Source organism: Tenacibaculum sp. SG-28, from assembly GCF_002954385.1.
Classification (GTDB): Bacteria; Bacteroidota; Bacteroidia; order Flavobacteriales; family Flavobacteriaceae; genus Polaribacter.
The window spans coordinates 136,027-158,845 of sequence record NZ_MQVY01000004.1 but is presented as its reverse complement, the minus strand read 5'-3'; the positions used below and the strand labels follow the sequence as shown (position 1 = coordinate 158,845).

The following is a 22,819-nucleotide window of genomic DNA, read 5'->3' as shown; positions in this document are numbered from 1 at the left end:
CTATGAAACGTACACTACAAGAATTAGCAACCTATTTAAAAAGTCCTGTTCTAGAAAAAGACCCAAACAAGGAACTGAAGTATCGTTTTACAAAGTTTCTGCATTTACTAGTATTAAGCATTGGTACAGGTATTATATTAACTCCTATATTTTATTTATTGGATGCGATGAAAATTGTAAACATGCAAGAACATGCCGTGGAAGATCTCATTGAAAATTTTTCAAAACCAATGGTTTTTATTCTTGCGGGTGTAATAGCACCAATAGCGGAAGAAATCTTTTTTAGAGCACCACTTACTGCCTTTAAAAACACGAAACACTTTTTCTATGTGTTCTATGCATTTGCACTATTTTTTGGATTTGTTCATATTTCCAACTTTGAAATTTCAACAACTGTTATACTCTTAGCTCCCCTTCTCGTTGCTCCACAAATTATTTTAGGATGCTACCTCGGATTTATACGAATTCGTTTTGGTTTACTTTGGAGTATACTACTCCACGCTAGTTATAATGCTTTTTTTATTGTGAACACTTTTTAGAAACATTGCTATGAAAAAAAAAGAACTTCAAGCGTTTTTGGAAGTAAAAGCTGCCCAATACAACAACTATGAGTTCATTGACAGTGACCCCATTCAAATACCGCATCGTTTCTCTAAAAAAGAAGACATAGAAATTGCAGGCTTTCTAGCAGCAACTATTGCTTGGGGAAATCGAAAAATGATCATTAAAAATGGCATGAGAATGATGGATCTTTTAGGAAACTCGCCTCACGATTTTGTTCTGCATCACCAGGGAAAGGATTTGGACAATTTTCATAGTTTTGTGCATCGAACGTTTAATGGCAATGATTTTACTTACTTTATTCAGTCTTTAAAAAACATTTACACGAATCATGGCGGTTTAGAACAAGCACTTCGACCAAAATCTACCGAAACAAATTACCGAAAAGCTATTCATGATTTCAAAAATTTATTTTTTGAACTACCACATAAAATCAGAACGCAAAAACACGTTTCTGACCCGATGAAAAACTCTGCCTCTAAACGAATAAACATGTTCTTGCGATGGATGGTTCGAAAGGATACAACTGGAGTAGATTTGGGGATATGGCAAACTCATTCTCCGAATAAACTACACTGCCCTTTAGATGTTCATTCTGGAAACGTAGCAAGAAAACTAAATATTTTACAACGTAAACAAAACGATTGGAAAGCGGTAATGGAATTAGACAGCATTCTAAGACGTTTTGACCCAATAGACCCTGTTAAATTCGATTTTGCACTATTTGGATTAGGTGTTTTTGAGAAGTTTTAATAATTTTATAGATTTAATATTATTTTTTTAACCCTAAACAAAAGATTGATGAAAAGAATTTTCTCAATACTAGTCCTTATTTTTACTATTTCAGCTATCGCACAAGATCGAAGAATTCCACAAGATACCGCTATAGTTACTACGAACTCTGTAACGGTAAAAGGAATTGAAATAAAATACAAAGCGAAAACAGGAATGCAACCTGTTTTTGATGCGAACGGAAATATTAAAGCAACTTTATACTACACGTATTATTACAGAACTAATGTAAAAAATGATACCAATAGACCCTTAGTGATGTCTTTCAATGGTGGCCCAGGATCTGCTTCTGTTTGGATGCATATCGCGTACACCGGTCCTAAGATTCTGCAAATTGATGTGGAAGGAAACCCAATACAACCGTATGGAATTAAAGACAACCCCTACTCTATTTTAGACGAAGCAGATATTGTATTTGTAAATCCGGTAAATACTGGCTATTCCAGACCAATGGTAAACAAAGAAGGCGCTGTGGATAAAAAATACTTCTTTGGTGTAAACGCAGATGCAAAATATCTTGCAGATTGGTTACATACATTTGTCACTAGAAACAATAGATGGCAATCTCCAAAATATATTATTGGTGAAAGTTATGGTGGCACGCGAGTAATGCAATTAGCCCACGAACTTCAGAGTAGACAATGGATGTATTTAAATGGGGTAATCATGGTATCTCCAGCAGATTACGCACTGTTGAGAACGAAAAACTCGGAAGATTTCGCCATTAACTTCCCTTACTTTACCGCTGCAGCTTGGTACCATAAAATGCTTCCAAAAGCTCTACAAAATAAAGATTTACTAGAAATACTCCCAGAAGCCGAAAACTTTGCCATTCAGGAGCTGTTACCCGCATTAGCAAAAGGTGGATTTATAAGCGCTGCCGAAAAAGAGCGAATTGCGGAAAGAATGTCCTATTTTTCAGGATTAACCAAAGAGGTTATTCTACAAAACAACCTAGAAGTTCAAAATTCCTTTTTTTGGAAGGAATTACTACGAAATTCTAAAGGTAAAACAATCGGAAGGTTAGATAGTAGATATCTGGGTTTAGACCTTAAAGAAACTGGAGATAGACCAGACTATAGCCCTGAACTTGTTTCTTGGCTACACTCGTTTACACCTGCGATTAACTATTATACACAGAATGTTTTACAATTTAAAACAGATGTAAAATACAATATGTTTGGTCCGGTGCAACCCTGGGATTTTCGCAATAATAACGCTAGAGAAAATTTGCGAAAAGCAATGGCACAAAATCCATATTTAAAAGTTCTTGTACAATCGGGATATTATGATGGTGCAACTACCTATTCAGCTGCTAAATACACCATGGGAAAAATAGACCCAAGTGGTAAGTTACAAGATCGTTTTCAATTTAAAGGCTACAGAAGTGGTCATATGATGTATTTGAGAGAAGAAGATTTAGAAAAAGCTAACGACGATTTGAGGAATTTTATAAAGGAAAGTTCTAAAAATATCGGTGCTGCAAAATATTAATTATGAAAAATAACATGAAAAACATGATGAGTTTAGATGTCTTTATGGCATCCTTATCAGAAAGGGAACAAAATGCAATTAAAAATCATCTAAAAGGCGCAGATTTTACTGTCGCAAACTTAATGTGTTGGGATATTTACTTAAATTATTACCATAAAATTGGTATGAACCTAACATTAGAACAGGATTTGTCGGCGGTGAAAAAATTAGCCAAACAATTTCATTGGAAAAATAATTTAGACGAAATCATCAAAAATAATCCTTTTGAGGCGCTTGTTATAACGGATAAAGCTCGAAATATTATTTGGGTTAACAAGGGCTTCAGTAAGATGACTGGATATTCTAAAAAATTTGCGGTTAACAAAACACCTTCTTTTTTACAAGCTAGGGATACAACGTGTTCATCTAGAAAAAGAATTGCTGAAAAATTATCCTTGGATGAACCTTTTAGAGAAGTGATCACAAATTATAAAAAAGACAAAACACCTTACAAATGTGAATTGCATATTTTTCCGCTGTACAATAGGAGCACAACACATTTTTTAGCCCTAGAACGACGAGCAATATAGACGTTTTCAATTTAAAAAAGAATCTGTTTTAAAAGACTACCTAACTCTGATAAAAAAGCATTTCTATTTCCGATAAGACTTTGTATTGCTTCTTCTTCAAAAAAAACATAATTTTTAGTATATTACAAATGCTAAATTTCTATGGATATGTATATACAATCAAAGGATATAAGGGAAATAACACGTACTGTTAAAAACGTAGTTAAAAATCATACCGCACTACTTTTCGTTGGGGAACACTCCGATATTGATATAGCAATGCTAATATCCTCCTTAAAGGAAAATAACATTTCATTTATAGGAGGTGTATTCCCAAAAGTGATTCATCAAAATACTACTTATGAAAAAGGATTGGTGGTTAGCGTTTTAAAAAATGTTTTTGAAATTTCTACAATTTTAGATATTAGCACAAAAAAATACGACATCCCTCCTGTTTCTTTTTCTAATCATAAAAAGTACAGTTTAATCACATTTGTTGATGGGCTTACCTCTAATATTTCTGCGTTTTTAGGTAAACTCTACGAAAAATATGGTATGAAAACAAACTACTTTGGCGGTGGTGCAGGAAGTCTGTCACTTAAACAGGCACCCTGCGTTTTCTCCAAAGAAGGCATATTTCAAGATGCCGCTGTTTTCGTTATCATGGAGATGGAATCAAGTATTGGGGTAAAGCATGGTTGGAAAAAATTAGAGGGCCCGTACATCGTGACAAAAGCAGACAAGAATACAGTGGAAGAAATAAACTGGAAGAATCCTTTTAAAACCTACCAACTTATCGTTGAGGAAGATGCAAAGAAAAAATTTACTGCGACTAATTTCTTTGAAATAGCCAAAGGATATCCTTTAGGTATCATAAAACAGGGGTTCGACCACATTATTAGAGACCCGTTATCTATCAATGAAAAAAAAGAACTTGTTTGTGTAGGCGAAGTAGAAGAAAATACCTTAATCAATATCATGCAAGGAGATGCATCTTCTTTAATTAAGGCATCCTTAGAAGCCGCCAAAGAAAGTATTTCAAAAGCAAAAACACCAAGTACTGCAATCGTCATAGACTGTATCTCAAGAATCTTATACCTAGAAGAGGACTTTAAGCATGAACTAAATAATGTATCGCAGGCTATCGTGAAGAAATATCCTGAAATACCTGTAAACGGAGCATTAACTTTGGGAGAAATATCTTCATACGGTAACGGATATATCGAGTTTTACAACAAAACAATAGTAGTTGGATTATTTGAATAAATTTCATGGATAGAGATAATCAAATACTAGATATATTAAGACTATACGAATATTCCATGAGTATCGGAAAGAATTTAAGTTACCATGAAAATTGTGATTCCTTTTTAAAATTATTATTAAAACGTGAAAATCTGAATGCTTGTTGGATTATTGGCCAAGAAAAAGGAGAGTTTAACAAAAAATTTGCCATTCCTAATGGTAAAACTATTAAAAAAAAATACCACTAAGACTACAACAATTTCTTCAAGAAATAGACGATTTTAAAATTATTAAATATCGTGAAGAGTACAAAGAGCTGGTTACACTAACTATTGAAAAGGGCTATATTGTAATATTTAAACTGCAAGATCACGGGTATTTATTTTTGTATTCAAAAGTACGAAATGAGCACTCTAAAAAACTTAAACAAATTTTACCGGTTATCAACAAATTTGCCAATACTCTTGAAGCCTGCATCGCTTATGAAAACCAAAAAGCTTTACTTAAAACCTTAGAAGAGAGGAATAAAGAATTGAATAATTACGCGCATATTGTATCGCACGATTTAAAATCTCCATTGCGAAATATCGACGCACTTAGCTCTTGGCTTAAAGAAGATCATAGAGAACATTTAAATGATGATGCAAAGCAGTATTTAGACCTTATCAATGAAAATATTTCAAGAATGGAAGATCTCATTACTGGAATTTTAGAATATTCTACCATAGGAGCCAAAAGCTATCGAAAAGAACCTGTTGCTATTTCAAAAATTATAAATGATATCGTAACACATCATGTATATATACCGGAGCATATTGCCATAAAAATACACCCTGATTTCCCTGTTGTACAAGGAGACAAACACAGGTTACAACAAGTATTTCAAAATTTAATTCACAATGCGATAAAGTACAACGATAAGGAAAAAGGCCTAATCGAAGTAGGCTTTACTATTGTAAATAACAAACCCGAATACTTTGTTAAAGATAACGGTATTGGAATTGCAAAAAAATACCATAAAAAGATATTTAATATCTTTCAAAAATTAGAAAACAATAAAGACTCTACCGGAATAGGGCTATCTATCGTGGAAAAGATTGTCACGAATTACGGAGGATATGTTAAAGTATTTTCTGAAAAAGGAAAAGGTAGTTCTTTCGTATTTACACTCGATTAGAAAAGGAGTTTGTACAAGAATACATTACTTCGATTTTACAGGAATTCCGTACAAATCAAAATCGCCTGCTTCGTATATTTCAACATCTACAAACTCTCCTAATTTCACGTAGTGTTCTTTAGCATCTATAATTACGTCATTATCTACATCGGGAGAATCAAATTCTGTTCTTCCATAAAAATACTCCCCGTCTTTTCGATCAAATAAACAACGAAAGGTTTTTCCTACTTTCTGTTGATTGAGTTCCCAAGAAATTTGCGATTGTACCTCCATAATTTCATTTACTCTTCTAAACTTTACATCAGCAGGAACATTATCTTCCAAGCTATAGGCACCAGTGTTTTCTTCGTGGGAATATTCGAATGCCCCTAATCGTTCAAAACGCATTTCCTCAACCCAATCTTTCAATTCTTGAAATTGTTCTTCCGTTTCTCCCGGATACCCTACAATAAGCGTTGTACGAATTGCCATTTTCGGAACAAATTCGCGGAATTTTTTTATCAAGCTTGTCGTCTTTTCGTGGGTAGTTCCACGTTTCATCGATTTTAATATCTCGGTATTGATATGTTGTAAAGGAATGTCTAAATAGTTACAAACCTTTGGTTCGTTTCGCATTACTTCTAGAACATCTAATGGAAAACCAGTAGGAAATGCATAATGTAGTCGTATCCACTCTATGCCTTCTACTTCTACCAATTTTAATAATAAATCTGCAAGAGCACGCTTTTTATAGAGATCTAATCCGTAATAGGTTAAATCCTGCGCAATCAACATAATTTCTTTGATACCGTTTTCGGCTAATTTAGTTGCTTCAACAACAAGATCCTCCATGGGCGTAGATTTGTGTTTCCCGCGCATTAAAGGAATGGCACAAAAAGAGCAAGGTCGATCGCATCCCTCGGCTATTTTTAGATAGGCATAATGCTTTGGAGTGGTCGTTAATCGTTCCCCTATTAATTCATGCTTGTAATCCGCCTCCAGAACTTTTAATAGATTTGGTAAATCATGCGTTCCAAAATATTGATCTACATTGGTAATTTCTTTTTCTAAATCTGGCTTGTAGCGCTCACTCAAACAACCAGTTACAAAAACTTTATCTACATTTCCCGCCTGTTTCTTTTGCGCATAATGTAAAATAGTGTCAATACTTTCCTCTTTTGCCTTACCGATAAATCCGCAAGTATTAATCACGACAATATTACCATCATCATTTTCATCTTCATGAACAACATTTTTTCCATTGGCCTTTAATTGCCCCATTAAAACCTCACTGTCATATATATTTTTAGAACAGCCAAGCGTTACCACATTAATCTTATTTTGCTTTGTTGTTTTTGTACGCATTACATAAAAATTCAGATTGCAAAAATAAGATTTTTAAATGAGGATTTTACACACTATTTGGTTATAGTTTTTGGGAGACCTTCTTATTTTTATTTGTTTCTCGAAGGTGAATCCCATCGTTAACAATTCTTGCTCAGAATCTGGCAGACCAATTAACGTAAGACTTACGGGTTCTACACTAGAACGATATCCCATTGGAATTGTGAGTGTTGGATAACCTGCTAACGCTGCAACACCAGAATGGTAATTATTTATAGACAAAATAACAGATACCGATTTTTTTGATAAAGCACCTAAATATTTTTGTGCATTCTTCTTCAAGGTATTTTTTAGCTTGTGTAAGGAGGCCTCTGTGGTGGTATCTTTTACGATGCCATACAATAGTTTTTGCCCATATGGCATTCTCTTTACTGAGTCTTTTTTATTAAAAGCGACAATTTGTTCTGTATTTTGAATCGATGTAGTATCTGCAGACATAGTCTTCAAGTATTTTGACAAATCATTACGCATATCGGTAGTAAGAAGATTTAAAAAGCCAGTATACGACATTTCTTCAGGCTTGAGATTTAGTACGTTTGCACCAAAAGAAGTAATTTTATCAATGGTCTGTTTGTATATGGTATCTGAATATAAATATGAAAAAACACCAACCTTTCTTTTGCTAAAAGCATTAACGATACTGTCGAAAGCTATAGTATTGAAGGTACTGCTTTTATAAACCGTATTTTGCACATCTTTTGGGTCTTGGCCTATCATTCCATCCAATAAAATTAAATTGTCTACAACAAATTTAGTCATAGGACCAGGAGTATCTAAAGTACTCGATATAGGAACAATTCCAGACCTACTTAATACCCCAGGACCTGGCTTTAGCCCTACCACTGAATTTTGGCTAGACGGCGATGTAATAGATCCTGAAGTTTCCGTACCAACTGCAGCTACGGCATAATTAGCCGCTACAGCGGCACCACTGCCTGAACTTGAGCCGCCAGTTTCAAATTTTTTTCTCCCATACGGATTTAATGTTTGCCCACCTATAGCACTGTAACCTAACGGACAACCTTCACAAAAAAATAGGCCCATTCACTCAGGTTGGTCTTCCCCAATATAAGAGCTCCTTTTGAGAGAAGCTTGTCTACAATAAAGGCATTCTCAGATGGATAATGAGAAGCTAAAACAGCTGCTCCTGCGGTTGTTGGCATTCCGATAAAATCAATATTATCTTTTAACAGAATAGGCATCCCATATAGCGGAGATTGCTTCTTGGAATGCTTCCTGTTTTTATCTCTCTGCTTTGCCTCTTGTATGACATTTGAATTCAATGCAATAATTGCCTGTAAGGATTTGGTGCTGTCCTTTTCAAAGTTCCATATTCGATATAAATAAAATTTAACTAAACTTTCGTAGGTGAGTTCATTAGCAGCAATATACGCTTGCAATTCGGGGATACTTTTCTCTAGAATATAGGGTTTTAAACGCTCGTACTCTGCATTTGAAAAAGAAGATAAATCATCTTGAAATGGCAAAAATATGGTATTCAAATCTGTATACTTAGACTGGATACTAGTAAACCTCATTCTAGGGTTTTGATGCTTCTGCTGTTCCGCAATAACAGCAGTTTCATCATATTTTGCAACATTAGGCAAAGTTTTATGTTCGTTACATGAAGCTAAAAACAGAACACAAAGAAGGGTGAAATAGGTAAATTTCACGGTGTAAAATATTTCTTTAAAAATAACATTTTAAAAGAATATATGCACACCTTAAATAAGCGGATACAGGAAATTACTTAAAAAAACTATCTACAAACTCATACTTGTTAAACACCTGCAAGTCGTCTATTCCTTCCCCTACACCAATATACTTTACCGGAATTTTAAATTGATCAGAAATACCAATAACTACACCTCCTTTGGCAGTACCATCAAGTTTGGTTACCGCTAGTGATGTCACCTCAGTAGCTTTGGTAAACTGCTTTGCTTGCTCAAACGCATTTTGCCCTGTAGATCCATCCAACACCAATAAAACGTCATGAGGAGCATCTGCAACCACTTTTTGCATTACTCTTTTAATTTTGGAGAGCTCATTCATTAAATTTACTTTGTTATGCAAACGACCAGCGGTATCGATAATAATAACATCTGCATCTTGGTGTATCCCGGAGGTTAGCGTATCAAAGGCTACTGAGGCAGGATCAGAACCCATTTCTTGTCGTACAATCGGTACCTCAGTTCTGTCTGCCCAAACTTGTAATTGGTCAATAGCAGCTGCACGAAATGTATCGGCTGCACCAAGAACAACTTTTAAGCCTTTCTTTTTAAATTGAGATGCGAGTTTTCCGATGGTTGTTGTTTTACCAACTCCGTTTACTCCAACCACCATTAATACATATGGTTTGGAAGTTGTTGGAATGGCGAAATCCACAGCATTTCCTGTATTGGTCTCTGCTAATAAGTCTGCTATTTCTTCTCGTAGAATTTTGTTTAGTTCGTCTGTTCCTAAATACTTATCCTTAGCGACTCTATCTTCAATTCGATCAATAATTTTTAAAGTCGTATCTACCCAACATCGGAAGAAACGAGAACTTCCTCTAAATTATCCAAAACATCCTCATCAACTTTAGATTTACCAGCCACTGCCTTTGATAATTTATTAAAAAAACTAGATTTTGATTTTTCTAATCCTTTGTCAAGTGTTTCTTTTTTTTCTTTGGAAAATATTTTTTTGAAAAAGCTCATCGTTGTAATTAATAATATACTTTGAAGGTTAAAAACTATACCAATCTAAATTAGATGTCAAACTGTCAGAATTTTAGAACGAATACAGCATTCTTTTGAAAAAAACTAACTTCCTGATTTGTGGAATATGCATGTCAAAAATACAGATTTTTTATACATAAAAAAAAGCTACTTCCAAAAATGAAAGTAGCCTGTTCTTTAAACCGTGTACAAGACTTATTTCTTAGCGATAAAGTCGTTAACTTGTGTAGGATCCATAATTGCTTCAACAAATGTGTAAGCACCTGTTTTTGGTGACTTTACCATTTTGATCGCTTTGGTTAATCTCTTAGAACCTGTCTGTAAAGTTGCTACTGATTTCTTTGCCATTTTATATAAGATTTACGCCGTAGCTTATTATTTAATTTCCTTGTGAACTGTCATCTTCTTTAAGATTGGATTAAATTTCTTTAATTCCATTCTATCCGGAGTGTTCTTTTTATTTTTAGTGGTAATATAACGTGAAGTTCCTGGTTGACCAGAACTCTTGTGTTCAGTACATTCTAATATAACTTGAACTCTGTTTCCTTTTTTTGCCATCTTAATATAGTTTTATCTAGTAAGGAATTATTTCGTTAAGAAACCTTTTTCTCTTGCTTCTTTGATGACCGCAGAGATTCCTTTTTTATTAATATTTTTCAACGCAGAAGCAGATACTTTTAAGGTGATCCATTTATCTTCTTCTGGAATGTAAAAACGCTTAGTCATTAAATTAGCGTTAAACTTTCTTTTAGTTCTATTTAAAGCGTGAGATACGTTGTTTCCAACCATCGCTTTCTTTCCTGTTAATTCACAAACTCTAGACATCTTCTTGACAGTTTTAAGTGTTATTTCTAAACGAGGTGCAAATATACAAACTTTAAAAAGAATTAAAAAAATATTCTTCGTTAATTTTCAAGAATCTTTTTCTGTAATAACTCAAAAGCTTTAGTTACGGTTCTGTTTATTACTTTCTCTCTCGGCTGGCCAAAATTAAACTCCTGCACCTCAACAGTATTTTTAGAGGCTACAGCGATATAAACCAAACCAGGGTCCTTATCGTTATGGTCGGCGGTTGGTCCGGCATTTCCAGTTACTGCTACTGCGTAGTCAGTTTGTAATCGCTCCATAACACCTGTTGCCATTTGCTTGGCTACTTGTTCACTAACTGTAGAGTTTTTCTCAATAATATCCCTCGATACACCAAGTAAATCTTCTTTGAGAGTTGCATTGTAGGCAACAATACTTCCGGAGTAATACTCGGAGGAACCTGGATTTGCTACTAATGCAGAGGCTATTTTCCCTCCCGTTAAACTCTCTGCCGTACTCAGGGTTTGTTTTTTACCCTTCAAAAGTGCTCCTACTTTTTTTCTATGGAATCTCCATCCTCAACACCTACGATTATATCAGGTAATAAGTTATGTAGTTCTCGTACCTTTTGATCCATTTGAGCTTTCAAAAGAACTTCTTCATTGCCTTTGGCAGAAAGACGCAAACGCACCCTTCCAAAAGATGGTAAATATGCAAGCTTAATATGACTAGGAAGATTGTTTTCCCAATCCTCTATTCGCTCTGCAATCACACTTTCTCCGGTACCATAAGTCATTATTGTCTTATGGATTATAAAAGGCAACTCAAACTTACTTTGAATCGCGGGGATGACGGCATTTTGCATCAAGCCTTTCATTTCATAGGGCACTCCTGGTAACGATACAAATACGGTATCGTTTTCATAAAACCACATACCGGGAGCTGTTCCAAAATGATTCATCAGTAAGGTAGCCTTGGAAGGAAGTTGTGCCTGGTATTTCTGCACTGCATTGAAGGGATGCTTTACCTTATTCAGTATTCTTTTTATATTGGCAATCACCTCAGGGTATTCTACTAGTGTGTCGTCCTTAAAATAAGTAGCTATTGTTTTTTTGGTAATGTCATCCTTTGTAGGCCCAAGTCCACCTGTTATAATTACGATATCTGCGCGAGACTGTGCTTCTTTTAACGCTTTTAAGATATGTTCTTTCTGGTCTTGGATAGACGATATTTGGTATACGGAAACACCAATTTTATTCAACTCCTTTCCAATCCATTGCGAATTTGTGTCTACAATTTGACCAATGAGTATTTCGTCTCCTATTGTAATAACTTCTGCCTTCAAAAAATACTTTTTAACTTTATATTAACAAAGATATGATTATAATTCAACTATTATGCGGTGTCTTATAATTTAAATACTATTTTCTATAAATCTTGTCCCATATGCTATCTAACTATGCTTTGATTACCGGTTCGAGCACCGGATTAGGCTTAGCTTTATCGGAAGAATTAGCCTCGAGAGGGTATAATTTACTACTGGTCTCTTTACCTGATGAAAACTTAAAAGAAACTGCAAATACCATTCGAAAAAAATCGAGTGTAGCAGTAGAATATTTCGAAACCAATTTAACCAAAATAGAGAATATTGTTGCCATGTGTGCTTGGGCTAACGAATTCCCAATATCAGTTTTGGTAAACAACGCGGGTTGTGGAGGTTCAAAAAAAATAACCGAGGCATCCGTAGAATACATTCACAATATTATCGAATTGAATATTGTTTCTACAGCATTGATTACAAAATTAATACTCCCTACCCTAGTAGCGCAAGCAGAGAGTTATATTTTAAATATTTCTAGCATGGCTGCTTTTAGCCCAATTGGATATAAAACTGTGTACCCAGCTTCCAAAAAATTTATTGAGCATTTCTCTTTTGGTTTGGCGGAGGAACTTAAAAATAAAAATACATCTGTTACCGTATTGTATCCAGGACCGATGAAAACTAACAAAGAAGTATCTTCAAGGATTGAAAAGCAAAGCGCCTTTGTAAGATCGGGAGTTGTAGACACTAAAGACATGGCTTATAAGGGTATTGAGAGTATGTTTAGAAGAAAAAAGAAAGTAATTCCCGGAAAGTTAAATAAATTAAGTAAATGGATTTTGTTTTTGTTACCGTTAAATGCGAAACTGCGAATTCTCAGTAAAGCTGTTAAAAAAGAAATAGAGGTTTAATGAAAGTTTTAGTTACAGGAGCTAATGGTTTGTTAGCAACAAATATTATAAAATTACTTCTAGAATCGGACGAAGAGGTAATTGGCTTTTTAAGAAATAAAAATAATTTTGCATTACCAGATCACAGAAGTTTGCGATTGGTAGAAGGAGATATTACCAAACCATCTACCTATAGACATCTTTTAAGTAGTGTAGACTGTATTATTCACGTGGCAGCACTCACTGGGCAAAATATTATTGATTATGCCAAATATGATGCTGTAAACAATATAGCAACCAAAGAAATTTATGAAGGTGCCATCGAAAACAAGGTAGAACAATTTATCTATGTAAGCACTGCAAATTGTTTTGGTTATGGATCCTTAGCGGAACCAGGAGATGAAAGCATAGCCATAAGAGCTCCGTTTAGCAAATCTCTATATGCCAAAAGTAAATTAGCAGGACAGAATAATCTTTTAGAAATTGCCAAAAACGAAGAAACTACCAAACTAGTTATACTCAATCCAACCTTTATGATAGGAGCTTACGATACCAAACCTAGCTCGGGAAGATTGGTGTTAAGTGCCTATAAAAAACGTGTTATTTTTTACCCTCCTGGAGGAAAAAGTTTTATCAATGTTAAAGATGCCGCAGTTGCGGTAATAAATGCTATTCGTTTGGGGAAGCACAGGCAGTATTACATTCTATCGGGTGAGAACTTATCGTATTTGGATTTTTATAAAAAAGTAACCTTACAATTACATCAGAAATCTTTTTTTATTCCAATACCGAAATATGTTTTATACGCTGTTGGATGTTTTGGCAATATGCTACGGTTTTTCAAAATACAAACAGATATTTCAATTACAAATGTAAAAACATTGTGCGTCAATAATTATTACTCTAATCGAAAAGCAGTAGACCAACTAAAGCTTCCGAAAAATCCAATTGAACATGGAATAGATGAAGCCATAGAGTGGTTTAAACTAAAGTGATTTGGTACTATCGTTTTATTTGATCTTTATTTGAAAAGCCTGTTTCCCGTTAATAGTACCAGTAAGAACGTCATTTTCCTCTACCTTCCCGACACCGGCAGGAGTTCCGGTAAAGATGATATCGCCTTTCTTTAAGGTAAAAAATTGCGAAACATAACTAATAAGTTCATCTACTTTCCAAAGCATAGATTGGGTATTTCCATCCTGAACGATATCTCCATTTTTATGCAACTGAAAAGTAGTATTATTTATATCAAAGTCTTCTTTCGGAAAGAAATCACCTACTACGGCACTACCGTCAAACGCTTTTGCTTTTTCCCATGGAAGCCCCTTTTCTTTGCATTTTGCCTGCAGGTCACGTGCTGTAAAATCAATTCCTAAACCAACAGTTTCATAATATTTGTGAGCAAACTTTGGAGCTATATATTTCCCAACCTTATTAATTTTAACGAGTACTTCAACCTCATAATGAATATTAGAAGAAAAAGGGGGAATAAAAAAAGGCATTTTTTTAGGCAAAATTGCAGAATCGGGCTTTAAAAACACCACTGGGTTTTCTGGTTTTTCATTTTCTAATTCCTCTATATGTTTGGCATAGTTTCTACCAATACAAATTATTTTCATATCGACTTATTAATCTCTATTATAATTAAAACGACTTTTTATAGCTGTGCTTAAAAGACTACCGTTACGGTATCCATTTTTTCTCAAAATTAGGCTTTCTTTTCTCCAGAAAAGCATCGCGTCCTTCCTTTGCCTCGTCTGTCATATATGCCAATCGTGTTACTTCACCTGCAAATACTTGTTGCCCTACTAAACCATCGTCGGTAAGATTCATTGCGAACTTTAACATTTTGATTGAGGTTGGAGATTTCTCTAGTATCTCCTGTGCCCAGGAGTAGGCTGTACCTTCAAGTTCCTCGTGAGGAATAACAGCATTTACCATTCCCATTTCGTAGGCCTCTTGGGCGGAATAATTTCTTCCTAAAAAGAAAATTTCTCGTGCTTTCTTCTGTCCTACCATTTTTGCTAAATAAGCAGATCCATAACCTGCATCGAATGAGGTTACATCGGCATCTGTTTGTTTAAATATCGCATGTTCTTTACTGGCAAGTGTTAAATCACAAACTACATGTAAACTATGACCTCCTCCTACTGCCCAACCAGGCACCACACATATTACTGCTTTTGGCATAAACCTAATAAGACGTTGAACTTCTAAAATATTTAGCCTGTGATAGCCATCATCACCTACATATCCTTGTTTTCCTCTTGCTCTCTGATCACCTCCTGAACAAAAACTCCATACACCATCTTTTGTAGAAGGCCCCTCTCCAGAAAGTAAGACTACCCCGATTGCGGTATCTTCTGTCGCGTCTTGAAAGGCGTCTAATAACTCGCTTGTCGTTCTAGGTCTAAACGCATTTCTAACGTTAGGCCTATTAAAAGCTATTCTAGCTACGCCATTACACTTTTTATACGTTATATCTTCGTATTCCTTGGCCGTTTTCCACTGAGGTTGTATCATATTTTAAAACTATTAACGTTATAATAAGCAAAAATAACACAATAACTTTATTTTATTTTTATATTTGAATATTATAATTAATTCCCCATGAAATTTCTAATTTTTACACTCGTATTAACGATTTCTATAAGTTCATATTCTCAAGAAATTCTTACCAAGACAATTGATTCAAAAGAACTAAAAAGAAAACAAGCAATTAAAGTATACGTTCCTAAAGACTATAAAAAAAATACTGAAGTTCAATATCCGGTTGCTATTGTTTTGGGAGATCAATACTTGTTTGACCTGTACGTAGGAAATGCTAAATTATATGCCGATGCAGACATGGCACCGCAGCAAATAGTGATTGGAATAGACATGACTACAACGTATGATAAAGACACCTCTATAATACCCGCTACAAATGCATTGACAAACAGTGCAATAAATTTTTATAATTTCATAAAATATGAATTGTTGCAGTATACAGAATCTACTTTTAGAACCTCTCCTTTTTTAGCCATATCGGCAGAGGGTAAAGCCGCTAACTTTATAAGCCATTTTTTAAAAGAATCAGAACCTATATTTAACGCTTACATATGTGCTACTCCAGAGTTCTCAGAATTCTCCTCGGAACTAATCCGATCGTATGCACTACAGAGAATTTCAGAGATAGACAATACTTTTTTTTGTTTTTGCTAGCAATTCAGAAAAACATACCAAAAAGGCTCTTTTCAATAGATTTAATGAGATTGGTATTCTATTAACTTCTTATGAGCTAGAAAACCTACAAGTAAAATTCGATACCTTCAATGGCTCTCCAAGTTTTCTCTCTACGGTAAGTGAAAGTATCCCGAGGGCTTTTGATTTGATGTTTTCTCTGTATGGCAAAATTACTAAAAGTGAATTTGAACAACACCTGCAGGAATTAGAACCTCTTGAAGCCATAAAATATGTGGAGAAAAAATATTTAGACATCGAGTATCTTTATGGTACAAACTTAAAAGTGCGCCTAGAAGACATCTATGCCATTGAAGGAATTGTCATCGACAAACAAAATGGAGATTACCTAAGAGTACTAGGTGACTTTGTTTCCATTCAGTACCCAGATCTTCACCTCGGAGACTATTACATTGGAAAATATTACGAAATTGGAGAAGATTATGAAAAAGCTGATTTCTATTACAAGGCAGCCTATGGAAAAATGAACATGTCTGATCCTAATGCTAACGCTTTTTACGAAAATATTAAAAGAGTTAATGACTTACTAGAAAGCCAAGAGAAACAAAATACTAACAACGAAATAGAAGAAAATACAGAAATTGATATGGAAGATAAAAAGTAGAAATACGCTATTTTACCAATTCAATTCTATCTTCTTTAATTAGTATCTTTTTTTTCTTGTACAGACTACCAACAGCTCTTTTAAAAGCTTTCTTGCTCATTTGTAGTTGAAACTTCACAGATTCAGGAGAACTTTTATCAGTGAGCAATAAAAATCCTTTTTCATTTAGTTTGGTTAGAATTGTCTCCATATCACGGTCAATTACGTTTTCAAATCCTTGTGGACGTAAAGAAACATCAATTCTTTCATCATCTCTAATTTTTTTAATGTATCCTGTTGTCTTCAACCCTTCCTCCAACTCCGTAAAAATTTCATTTTTGTACAATAATCCTTCATACGCCTCATTGATCAGTACTGTGTAGCCTAATGGGGTTTGAACTCCTATAACTAAAGCTACTTTTTCTCCTTCTTTTAAATCCATTATAAATTTTTAAAATATTTTTTTAATACGAGATCGTTTACATCAGATGGTGTAAAAATCTCCAAAATTTTTGGTTTGTCTGAGATTTTATAAAAATCACCTAAACACTGCATCAATTGCGTACTAGTCTTCGCAGATTCATAGGCAAAACCATAGGTTTTTGCCAAGTGATCTGCTGTTAAATTATGCGGCGTCTCAAAATACTCTAATGCATTCGTAGATTTTGGCCCCGGGATAATCTTAAATATATTTCCTCCTGAATTATTTACGATAATAATTCTAAAACTAGCTGGAACATAAGAATTCCAAAGTGCATTAGAATCGTAATAAAAACTGATGTCACCTGTAATAAAAACTACTTGTTGCTCAGAAACTACGGCAGCTCCAATTGCAGTTGAAGTACTACCATCAATACCACTAGTACCTCTATTGCAAAAAACAGCATACGAGGATGGTATCGAAAATAATTGGGTATATCTTACTACAGCACTATTTCCTAGTTGTAGGGCAGCATCTTTTGGTAAGCTAGATAAAAGTATTTCAAATACCTTTAAATCCGAAAATACCGATGCGTATATACTTTCCTTGTGTTTTTCTTGCCGCTGCTTTCTTATCTTTAGCCAATAAGACTTATAGGTACTATCGTTATTTTGTTTTAAAGAAAATAATTTTTGAAGAAAATACACAGGCTCTAATGCAACGTGTTCACTTAAACAAAAATACGTATCCATCTTCGTTAAAGCATCAATATGCCAGTGGTGTTTTGGTTGGTATTTTCGAAAAAACTGTTTTATTCTTTTGGAAATAACCATACCTCCCAATGAAATTAATACCTCGGGTTGCAAATTGAGAAACTCGGCCTCAGAGAGCGGAGTTATCAACTGATCGATAGCATTAAAAAACTCGGAATGGTACACATTAGAAGTTGATTCTGTCATTATAATTACATCTTCGTCTTTAACAAACTCATGTAATATCTTTTGTAATTCGCTCGAGGGATAGTTTACTCCTATTAGGATAATTTTTCGTTTGGAGGCATTCCAAGTTTGGGCAAACTTTCTCCAGTCTACTACCTCCTTTTTAGATGCTTTTATTGGTGCATCCTTGTAATTTATAACCGCTGTAATTAAGGTCGAATTCATTTGAGAATCTGTTTCATACAGTGGTTCGTCGAATGGAACGTTAATGTGTACAGGCCCCTTTTGCTCTATCGCAGTACGAAGTACGCGCACAGTAGCAACGATGTTACTTTGCCAATTTTCAACGGCATCCATTAGATTCGCTTCATCCAAGATGTGATTGTGAAAAACGTTCTCCTGTCGAATGGTTTGTCCGTCGCCTATATCGATTAAGTGTTTTGGTCTATCCGCCGAAATTACGACGAGTGGTATTTTACTGTAAAAAGACTCCGCTATTGCCGGATAGTAATTTAATAACGCCGAGCCCGAGGTACAAACAATTGCAACAGGCTTCTTGGTTTGTTGGGCTATCCCTAACGCAAAAAAAGCAGCACATCGCTCGTCTACAACACTAAATGTATCAATAGCAGGATGATTGGAAAAACCAATAGTTAAGGGGGCATTTCTAGAACCTGGTGACACGACAACTTTATCAATACCAAATTCGCTACATGCGGCAATTACTACTTGTGCTAATTCTTTTTTTGGATACATTTCTCTAGGAGACAAAGGTACTAATTAAGCGCTTCTTTTCCATAAAAAAAGTCAGAAGTTTACCCCTGTAATCTTGGTGTACACTAGCTGACTTCTAATACAGTTTTAGAATAAAAAAGAAAATTAATTTCCTTTTTTATAATCTGCTAAAAATTTTTCTAAACCAATATCGGTTAGAGGATGTTTTAACAATCCTGCAATAGCATTTAAAGGACCTGTCATTACATCCGCCCCTATTTTAGCACAATCGATAACATGCATCGTATGACGAACAGAGGCTGCTAATATTTCTGTATCAAACATATAGTTGTCGTAAATTTGGCGAATCTCAGCAATTAAGTTTAATCCATCAGTTGAAATATCGTCTAAACGACCAATAAATGGCGAAACATAAGTTGCACCTGCTTTTGCTGCTAGTAGCGCTTGCCCAGCTGAAAACACTAAGGTTACATTGGTTTTAATTCCTTTATCTGAAAAGTACTTACAAGCTTTAACACCATCAGCAATCATAGGTAATTTTACAACTATTTGCGGATTTAAAGCAGCTAAAATCTCTCCCTCTTTCACCATGCCTTCAAAGTCTGTTGCGATAACCTCAGCAGAGACATCCCCATCTACAAGATCGCAAATAGCTTTGTAGTGATTGATAATATTTTCTTCCCCAGTAATTCCTTCTTTTGCCATTAAAGACGGATTAGTGGTTACACCATCTAAAACACCCAAAGATTGTGCTTCTTTAATTTGGGCAAGATTGGCTGTATCGATAAAAAATTTCATGTGTTTTTATGTATTAAAGTTGTGTTATATAATTTGTTGCACTAAAATTTAATTGGAGGCAAATTTACAATTTATAATGATTCATAAGCAGTTTTTCGTAAACTTTATCCGGTAAAATACGCTTTAAAACAATGGAGAATTTTTCCATAAAACCTCCTACTTTATAGTGGATTTTAGCAGGCTTAGTTTCTATTATTTTATGAATCTTCTTTGCCATAAGTATCGGGTCTGCTCCGGCATCTACATGTGCATCCATAAGTGCCAAATTATTACCGTAATTAACTCTGTAAGCTGAGTTTTCAAAAACTGGCGTATGGTATCTTCCAGAAGCGATATTCGTTGCAAAATCTCCAGGAGCAACAGTAACTGCATGTAAACCAAACTCTCTTAACTCCATACTTAAAGACTCTGTCACGAGGCTAAAGCGCCTTTACTTGCAGAATACACGCCTCTGTAGGGAAGTCCCATATATCCGGCAATAGAAGTGACATTGATAAGTAAACCATCTTTTTGACTTCGCATTCCCGGGAGCACCTCTTTAATGACCGCAATTGTGCCAAAAAAATTAGTTTCAAAATTATTTTTTATTTCCTCTATTGGAGTATCCTCTAAAGGTCCTGTAATTCCTTTTCCTGCATTATTGACTAGCACGTCTATCCTACCCTCTTTTTCTATGACCTCTTGTACTGCGTTCTTTATAGAATTTGCATCTGTTACGTCAAGTGCAACCATTGAAAAAGGAACCGAAACTTTATCTGGTTTTCTACTCGTACCATACACTTTATATTTTTTATCGTGTAAATAGAGTGCTATTGACTTCCCTATTCCCGATGAAGCTCCAGTAATAAAAACAACCTTTGGCATTTATTTGTATTTTTAAACAAATATCCAAAAGATATAGTCAATAAAAAAATTCAGTAATAACTTATATTAGCATTTCTATTCTAGATATAATATCATATGTTGCCAATAAAAATAAATACACGACTGCTGTATACTATCCTTTGTATTACTTTTACTTGCACCTTTTGTCTTGGACAAAAAAAACACAGTTCACCAAACAAGACACACTTAGAGGGAGTGTAACACCAGAACGAATTTGGTGGGATCTCACCTATTATCACCTAGACATTTCCGTAGTACCGGATAAAAAGTTTATCGAAGGAAAAAACACCATATATTATAGAGTACTTCAAAATGCGAAACGCATGCAAATTGACCTGCAACCGCCATTGCAGATTACTAAAATTACCCAAAACAACAAAAAAATAAAGTTTACTTCTGATGGTAATGCCCACTATGTAATTTTAGAAGCACCCCAAAAACCCGGCTCAATAAACAGTATTACTGTGTACTACCAAGGACAACCAAAGGAAGCTGTTAATGCTCCGTGGGATGGTGGATTCTCTTGGAAAAAAGACGCTAACGGAAAACCATTTATTGCAACTTCTTGCCAAGGGCTTGGCGCCAGCGTCTGGTGGCCAAATAAAGATCATATGTACGATGAAGTAGACAGCATGGCGATAAGCGTTAGGATTCCTAAAACACTTGTTAATGTTTCCAATGGAAGGCTGCGAAAAGTAGAAGAGCACCAAGACAATACGAAAACATACCATTGGTTTGTAAGCAATCCTATAAACAATTATGGTGTAAATCTAAACATTGGAGATTATGTGAGTTTTTCAGAAAAATATCTAGGGGAAGCAGGAGAACTAGATATGACCTATTTTGTACTTCGTGACCATTTGAACAAGGCAAAAAAACAATTTAAAGATGCTCCAAAAATGATGAAAGCTTTTGAGCATTGGTTTGGCAAATATCCATTTTATGAAGATAGTTATAAAATTGTAGAGGTCCCTTATTTAGGCATGGAGCACCAGAGCTCCGTTACGTACGGCAACCAATTTAAAAATGGATATTTAGGCAGTGATCTTTCGGGAACAGGCTGGGGATTAAAATTTGATTTTATTATTATTCATGAGTCTGGGCACGAATGGTTTGCAAATAACATTACTAATAAAGACATTGCAGATATGTGGATTCATGAAAGTTTCACGGCATACTCCGAAAGTTTATTCCTAGACTATTACTATGGAAAAAATGCTGCTGCCGAATACGTTATTGGAACCCGAAGAAATATTAGAAACGACAAACCTGTAATAGGAGTTTACAATGTAAATAAAGAAGGTTCAGGAGACATGTACTACAAAGGTGCAAATATGCTGCATACCATCCGGCAAATCATACAAGACGATGAGAAATGGAGGGCTATTTTACGCGGTTTAAACACCGACTTCTATCATCAAACAGTGACAACGAAAGCAATAGAAACATATATTTCAAACAAAGCAGGGACAAACTTCACAAAAGTATTTGACCAATACCTTAGAACCACAAAAATCCCTGTTTTTGAGTATAAAATTGGTACAAATGCGACTTTCTATCGTTGGAACAATGTTGTTAAAGGCTTTGACATGCCGCTTGACGTAACTGTAAACGGGCAAAACAAAAGACTAAATCCGAGTAGAGCATGGCAAACTTTAGAGCTAACAACAAATACCCTTAACGTAGATAAAAATTATTTTGTAACAGTTAAAAAACTATACTAAGACAACCATGAATAGACAAAACTTTATCCGATCCATACTTGGTGCATCTGCCTTTATTTCGCTCCCATTTTCGACACATGCAAAGGAAGACAATGCTGTTCTTGAGGCAATAGCTAACACCAAAAAACCAACAAAAGGAAATTTATTTGGTTTTAAAGCATCCCCTATAGAAAAAGTTAAAGTTGGTATTATAGGCTTGGGAAATAGAGGAACAACACTGTTACAAATGTTTTCGTGGTTACATACACAGAGTTATTGCGAAATTGTAGCTTTAGCCGACCTACATGAAACAAAAGTTACTAAAGCCACTTCGCAGCTAGAACAATGGCAAAAGAGAAAACCCAAAACTTACTTTGGAAATAAAAAAGAATGGCAGAAACTAGTAGCACAAGACGACATAGATTTGCTACTAATTGCTACCCCTTGGGAATTGCATGCAAAAATGTGCATCTATGGAATGAATCATGGCAAACACGTGGCTTGTGAAGTTCCAATAGCATATACCTTAGCGAATGTTGGGAATTAGTCGCAACTGCAGAAAAAAATCAAAAGCA

General features: G+C 34.9%; 24 protein-coding genes and 3 pseudogenes. 13 read left to right on the top strand and 14 right to left on the bottom strand.

Features of this window, described 5'->3' with window-relative positions:
- Positions 1–2: 2 nt before the first annotated feature.
- From BSU00_RS10720 to BSU00_RS10690, 7 genes are all read left to right on the top strand, one after another.
- The gene (locus tag BSU00_RS10720) at positions 3–539 is read left to right on the top strand and encodes a CPBP family intramembrane glutamic endopeptidase (RefSeq protein WP_105004380.1); all 537 of its coding nucleotides are present in this window, start codon (positions 3–5) and stop codon (positions 537–539) included.
- A 10-nt stretch (positions 540–549) separates the two neighbouring features.
- Positions 550–1,314 carry a TIGR02757 family protein gene (locus tag BSU00_RS10715; protein WP_105004379.1) on the top strand — a complete coding sequence of 255 codons (765 nt, stop codon included), beginning with the start codon at positions 550–552 and terminating at the stop codon, positions 1,312–1,314.
- 48 nt (positions 1,315–1,362) lie between these two features.
- Positions 1,363–2,847 (top strand): S10 family peptidase, encoded by a 1,485-nt coding sequence (locus tag BSU00_RS10710; RefSeq protein WP_105004378.1) that lies wholly within the window; start codon positions 1,363–1,365, stop codon positions 2,845–2,847.
- A 2-nt stretch (positions 2,848–2,849) separates the two neighbouring features.
- Entirely contained in the window at positions 2,850–3,416 is a 567-nt protein-coding gene (locus tag BSU00_RS10705; protein WP_105004377.1) for a PAS domain-containing protein, read from the top strand.
- Positions 3,417–3,563: 147 nt separating this feature from the next.
- Entirely contained in the window at positions 3,564–4,661 is a 1,098-nt protein-coding gene (locus BSU00_RS10700) for an FIST signal transduction protein (protein ID WP_158254427.1), read from the top strand.
- Between the two features lie 5 nt (positions 4,662–4,666).
- Complete coding sequence (locus tag BSU00_RS10695; protein WP_105004375.1) at positions 4,667–4,888, top strand: hypothetical protein; 222 nt, start codon at positions 4,667–4,669, stop codon at positions 4,886–4,888.
- A gap of 137 nt (positions 4,889–5,025) precedes the next feature.
- Positions 5,026–5,817: an ATP-binding protein gene (locus BSU00_RS10690; protein WP_105004374.1), complete on the top strand. Its 792-nt coding sequence runs from the start codon at positions 5,026–5,028 to the stop codon at positions 5,815–5,817.
- Positions 5,818–5,841: 24 nt separating this feature from the next.
- On the opposite strand, the gene rimO is transcribed toward BSU00_RS10690, so the two are convergent.
- From rimO to BSU00_RS10655, 8 genes and pseudogenes are all read right to left on the bottom strand, one after another.
- Positions 5,842–7,161: a 30S ribosomal protein S12 methylthiotransferase RimO gene (gene rimO, locus BSU00_RS10685; protein WP_105004373.1), complete on the bottom strand. Its 1,320-nt coding sequence runs from the start codon at positions 7,159–7,161 to the stop codon at positions 5,842–5,844.
- Between the two features lie 33 nt (positions 7,162–7,194).
- Positions 7,195–8,244 (bottom strand): amidase family protein, encoded by a 1,050-nt coding sequence (locus tag BSU00_RS10680; protein ID WP_255402340.1) that lies wholly within the window; start codon positions 8,242–8,244, stop codon positions 7,195–7,197.
- A complete protein-coding gene (locus BSU00_RS13725; RefSeq protein WP_255402339.1) occupies positions 8,211–8,807 on the bottom strand; it encodes an amidase family protein in 597 nt (198 codons plus the stop codon). The genes BSU00_RS10680 and BSU00_RS13725 overlap by 34 nt, the downstream gene beginning before the upstream one ends.
- A 139-nt stretch (positions 8,808–8,946) precedes the next feature.
- Positions 8,947–9,899 (bottom strand): annotated as a pseudogene (gene ftsY, locus BSU00_RS10675) (signal recognition particle-docking protein FtsY).
- 216 nt (positions 9,900–10,115) lie between these two features.
- Positions 10,116–10,268: a DUF4295 domain-containing protein gene (locus tag BSU00_RS10670; RefSeq protein ID WP_093868831.1), complete on the bottom strand. Its 153-nt coding sequence runs from the start codon at positions 10,266–10,268 to the stop codon at positions 10,116–10,118.
- A 27-nt stretch (positions 10,269–10,295) separates the two neighbouring features.
- Positions 10,296–10,478 carry a 50S ribosomal protein L33 gene (gene rpmG / locus BSU00_RS10665; RefSeq protein WP_105004372.1) on the bottom strand — a complete coding sequence of 61 codons (183 nt, stop codon included), beginning with the start codon at positions 10,476–10,478 and terminating at the stop codon, positions 10,296–10,298.
- Between the two features lie 27 nt (positions 10,479–10,505).
- Positions 10,506–10,745: a 50S ribosomal protein L28 gene (gene rpmB, locus BSU00_RS10660; protein ID WP_105004371.1), complete on the bottom strand. Its 240-nt coding sequence runs from the start codon at positions 10,743–10,745 to the stop codon at positions 10,506–10,508.
- A gap of 80 nt (positions 10,746–10,825) precedes the next feature.
- Positions 10,826–12,072: pseudogene (locus BSU00_RS10655) on the bottom strand (competence/damage-inducible protein A).
- Positions 12,073–12,173: 101 nt separating this feature from the next.
- Here BSU00_RS10655 and BSU00_RS10650 point away from each other — a divergent pair.
- Together BSU00_RS10650 and BSU00_RS10645 are read left to right on the top strand one after the other, a co-directional pair.
- Positions 12,174–12,959, top strand: a complete 786-nt coding sequence (locus tag BSU00_RS10650; RefSeq protein WP_105004370.1) for an SDR family oxidoreductase — start codon at positions 12,174–12,176, stop codon at positions 12,957–12,959.
- Complete coding sequence (locus BSU00_RS10645; protein WP_105004369.1) at positions 12,959–13,933, top strand: NAD-dependent epimerase/dehydratase family protein; 975 nt, start codon at positions 12,959–12,961, stop codon at positions 13,931–13,933. Before BSU00_RS10650 ends, BSU00_RS10645 begins: the two co-directional genes overlap by 1 nt.
- A 15-nt stretch (positions 13,934–13,948) precedes the next feature.
- Here BSU00_RS10645 and BSU00_RS10640 read toward each other — a convergent pair whose 3' ends face one another.
- On the bottom strand, positions 13,949–14,557 hold the full coding sequence (locus tag BSU00_RS10640) for a fumarylacetoacetate hydrolase family protein (protein WP_105004368.1): 609 nt from the start codon (positions 14,555–14,557) through the stop codon (positions 13,949–13,951).
- Between the two features lie 64 nt (positions 14,558–14,621).
- Positions 14,622–15,461: a 1,4-dihydroxy-2-naphthoyl-CoA synthase gene (locus tag BSU00_RS10635; protein ID WP_105004367.1), complete on the bottom strand. Its 840-nt coding sequence runs from the start codon at positions 15,459–15,461 to the stop codon at positions 14,622–14,624.
- An 87-nt stretch (positions 15,462–15,548) separates the two neighbouring features.
- Between BSU00_RS10635 and BSU00_RS10630 the strand changes: the two genes are divergently transcribed.
- Both BSU00_RS10630 and BSU00_RS10625 read left to right on the top strand, forming a co-directional pair.
- Entirely contained in the window at positions 15,549–16,142 is a 594-nt protein-coding gene (locus tag BSU00_RS10630; protein WP_105004366.1) for a hypothetical protein, read from the top strand.
- 166 nt (positions 16,143–16,308) lie between these two features.
- Complete coding sequence (locus BSU00_RS10625) at positions 16,309–16,785, top strand: hypothetical protein (RefSeq protein WP_146104845.1); 477 nt, start codon at positions 16,309–16,311, stop codon at positions 16,783–16,785.
- A gap of 7 nt (positions 16,786–16,792) precedes the next feature.
- Here BSU00_RS10625 and BSU00_RS10620 read toward each other — a convergent pair whose 3' ends face one another.
- The 4 genes and pseudogenes from BSU00_RS10620 to BSU00_RS10605 form a co-directional block, all read right to left on the bottom strand.
- Positions 16,793–17,206, bottom strand: coding sequence for a DNA-binding protein (locus BSU00_RS10620; RefSeq protein ID WP_105004364.1), 414 nt, complete (start codon positions 17,204–17,206; stop codon positions 16,793–16,795).
- Positions 17,206–18,879, bottom strand: coding sequence for a 2-succinyl-5-enolpyruvyl-6-hydroxy-3-cyclohexene-1-carboxylic-acid synthase (gene menD / locus BSU00_RS10615; RefSeq protein WP_105004363.1), 1,674 nt, complete (start codon positions 18,877–18,879; stop codon positions 17,206–17,208). Before menD ends, BSU00_RS10620 begins: the two co-directional genes overlap by 1 nt.
- A 123-nt stretch (positions 18,880–19,002) precedes the next feature.
- Positions 19,003–19,656 (bottom strand): fructose-6-phosphate aldolase, encoded by a 654-nt coding sequence (gene fsa, locus BSU00_RS10610; protein WP_105004362.1) that lies wholly within the window; start codon positions 19,654–19,656, stop codon positions 19,003–19,005.
- Between the two features lie 64 nt (positions 19,657–19,720).
- Positions 19,721–20,520 (bottom strand): annotated as a pseudogene (locus BSU00_RS10605) (SDR family oxidoreductase).
- A 164-nt stretch (positions 20,521–20,684) separates the two neighbouring features.
- Between BSU00_RS10605 and BSU00_RS10600 the strand changes: the two are divergent.
- Both BSU00_RS10600 and BSU00_RS10595 read left to right on the top strand, forming a co-directional pair.
- Positions 20,685–22,265, top strand: a complete 1,581-nt coding sequence (locus tag BSU00_RS10600; protein ID WP_369820322.1) for a M1 family metallopeptidase — start codon at positions 20,685–20,687, stop codon at positions 22,263–22,265.
- A 7-nt stretch (positions 22,266–22,272) separates the two neighbouring features.
- Positions 22,273–22,791, top strand: a complete 519-nt coding sequence (locus tag BSU00_RS10595) for a Gfo/Idh/MocA family protein (protein WP_105004360.1) — start codon at positions 22,273–22,275, stop codon at positions 22,789–22,791.
- Positions 22,792–22,819: the final 28 nt, after the last annotated feature.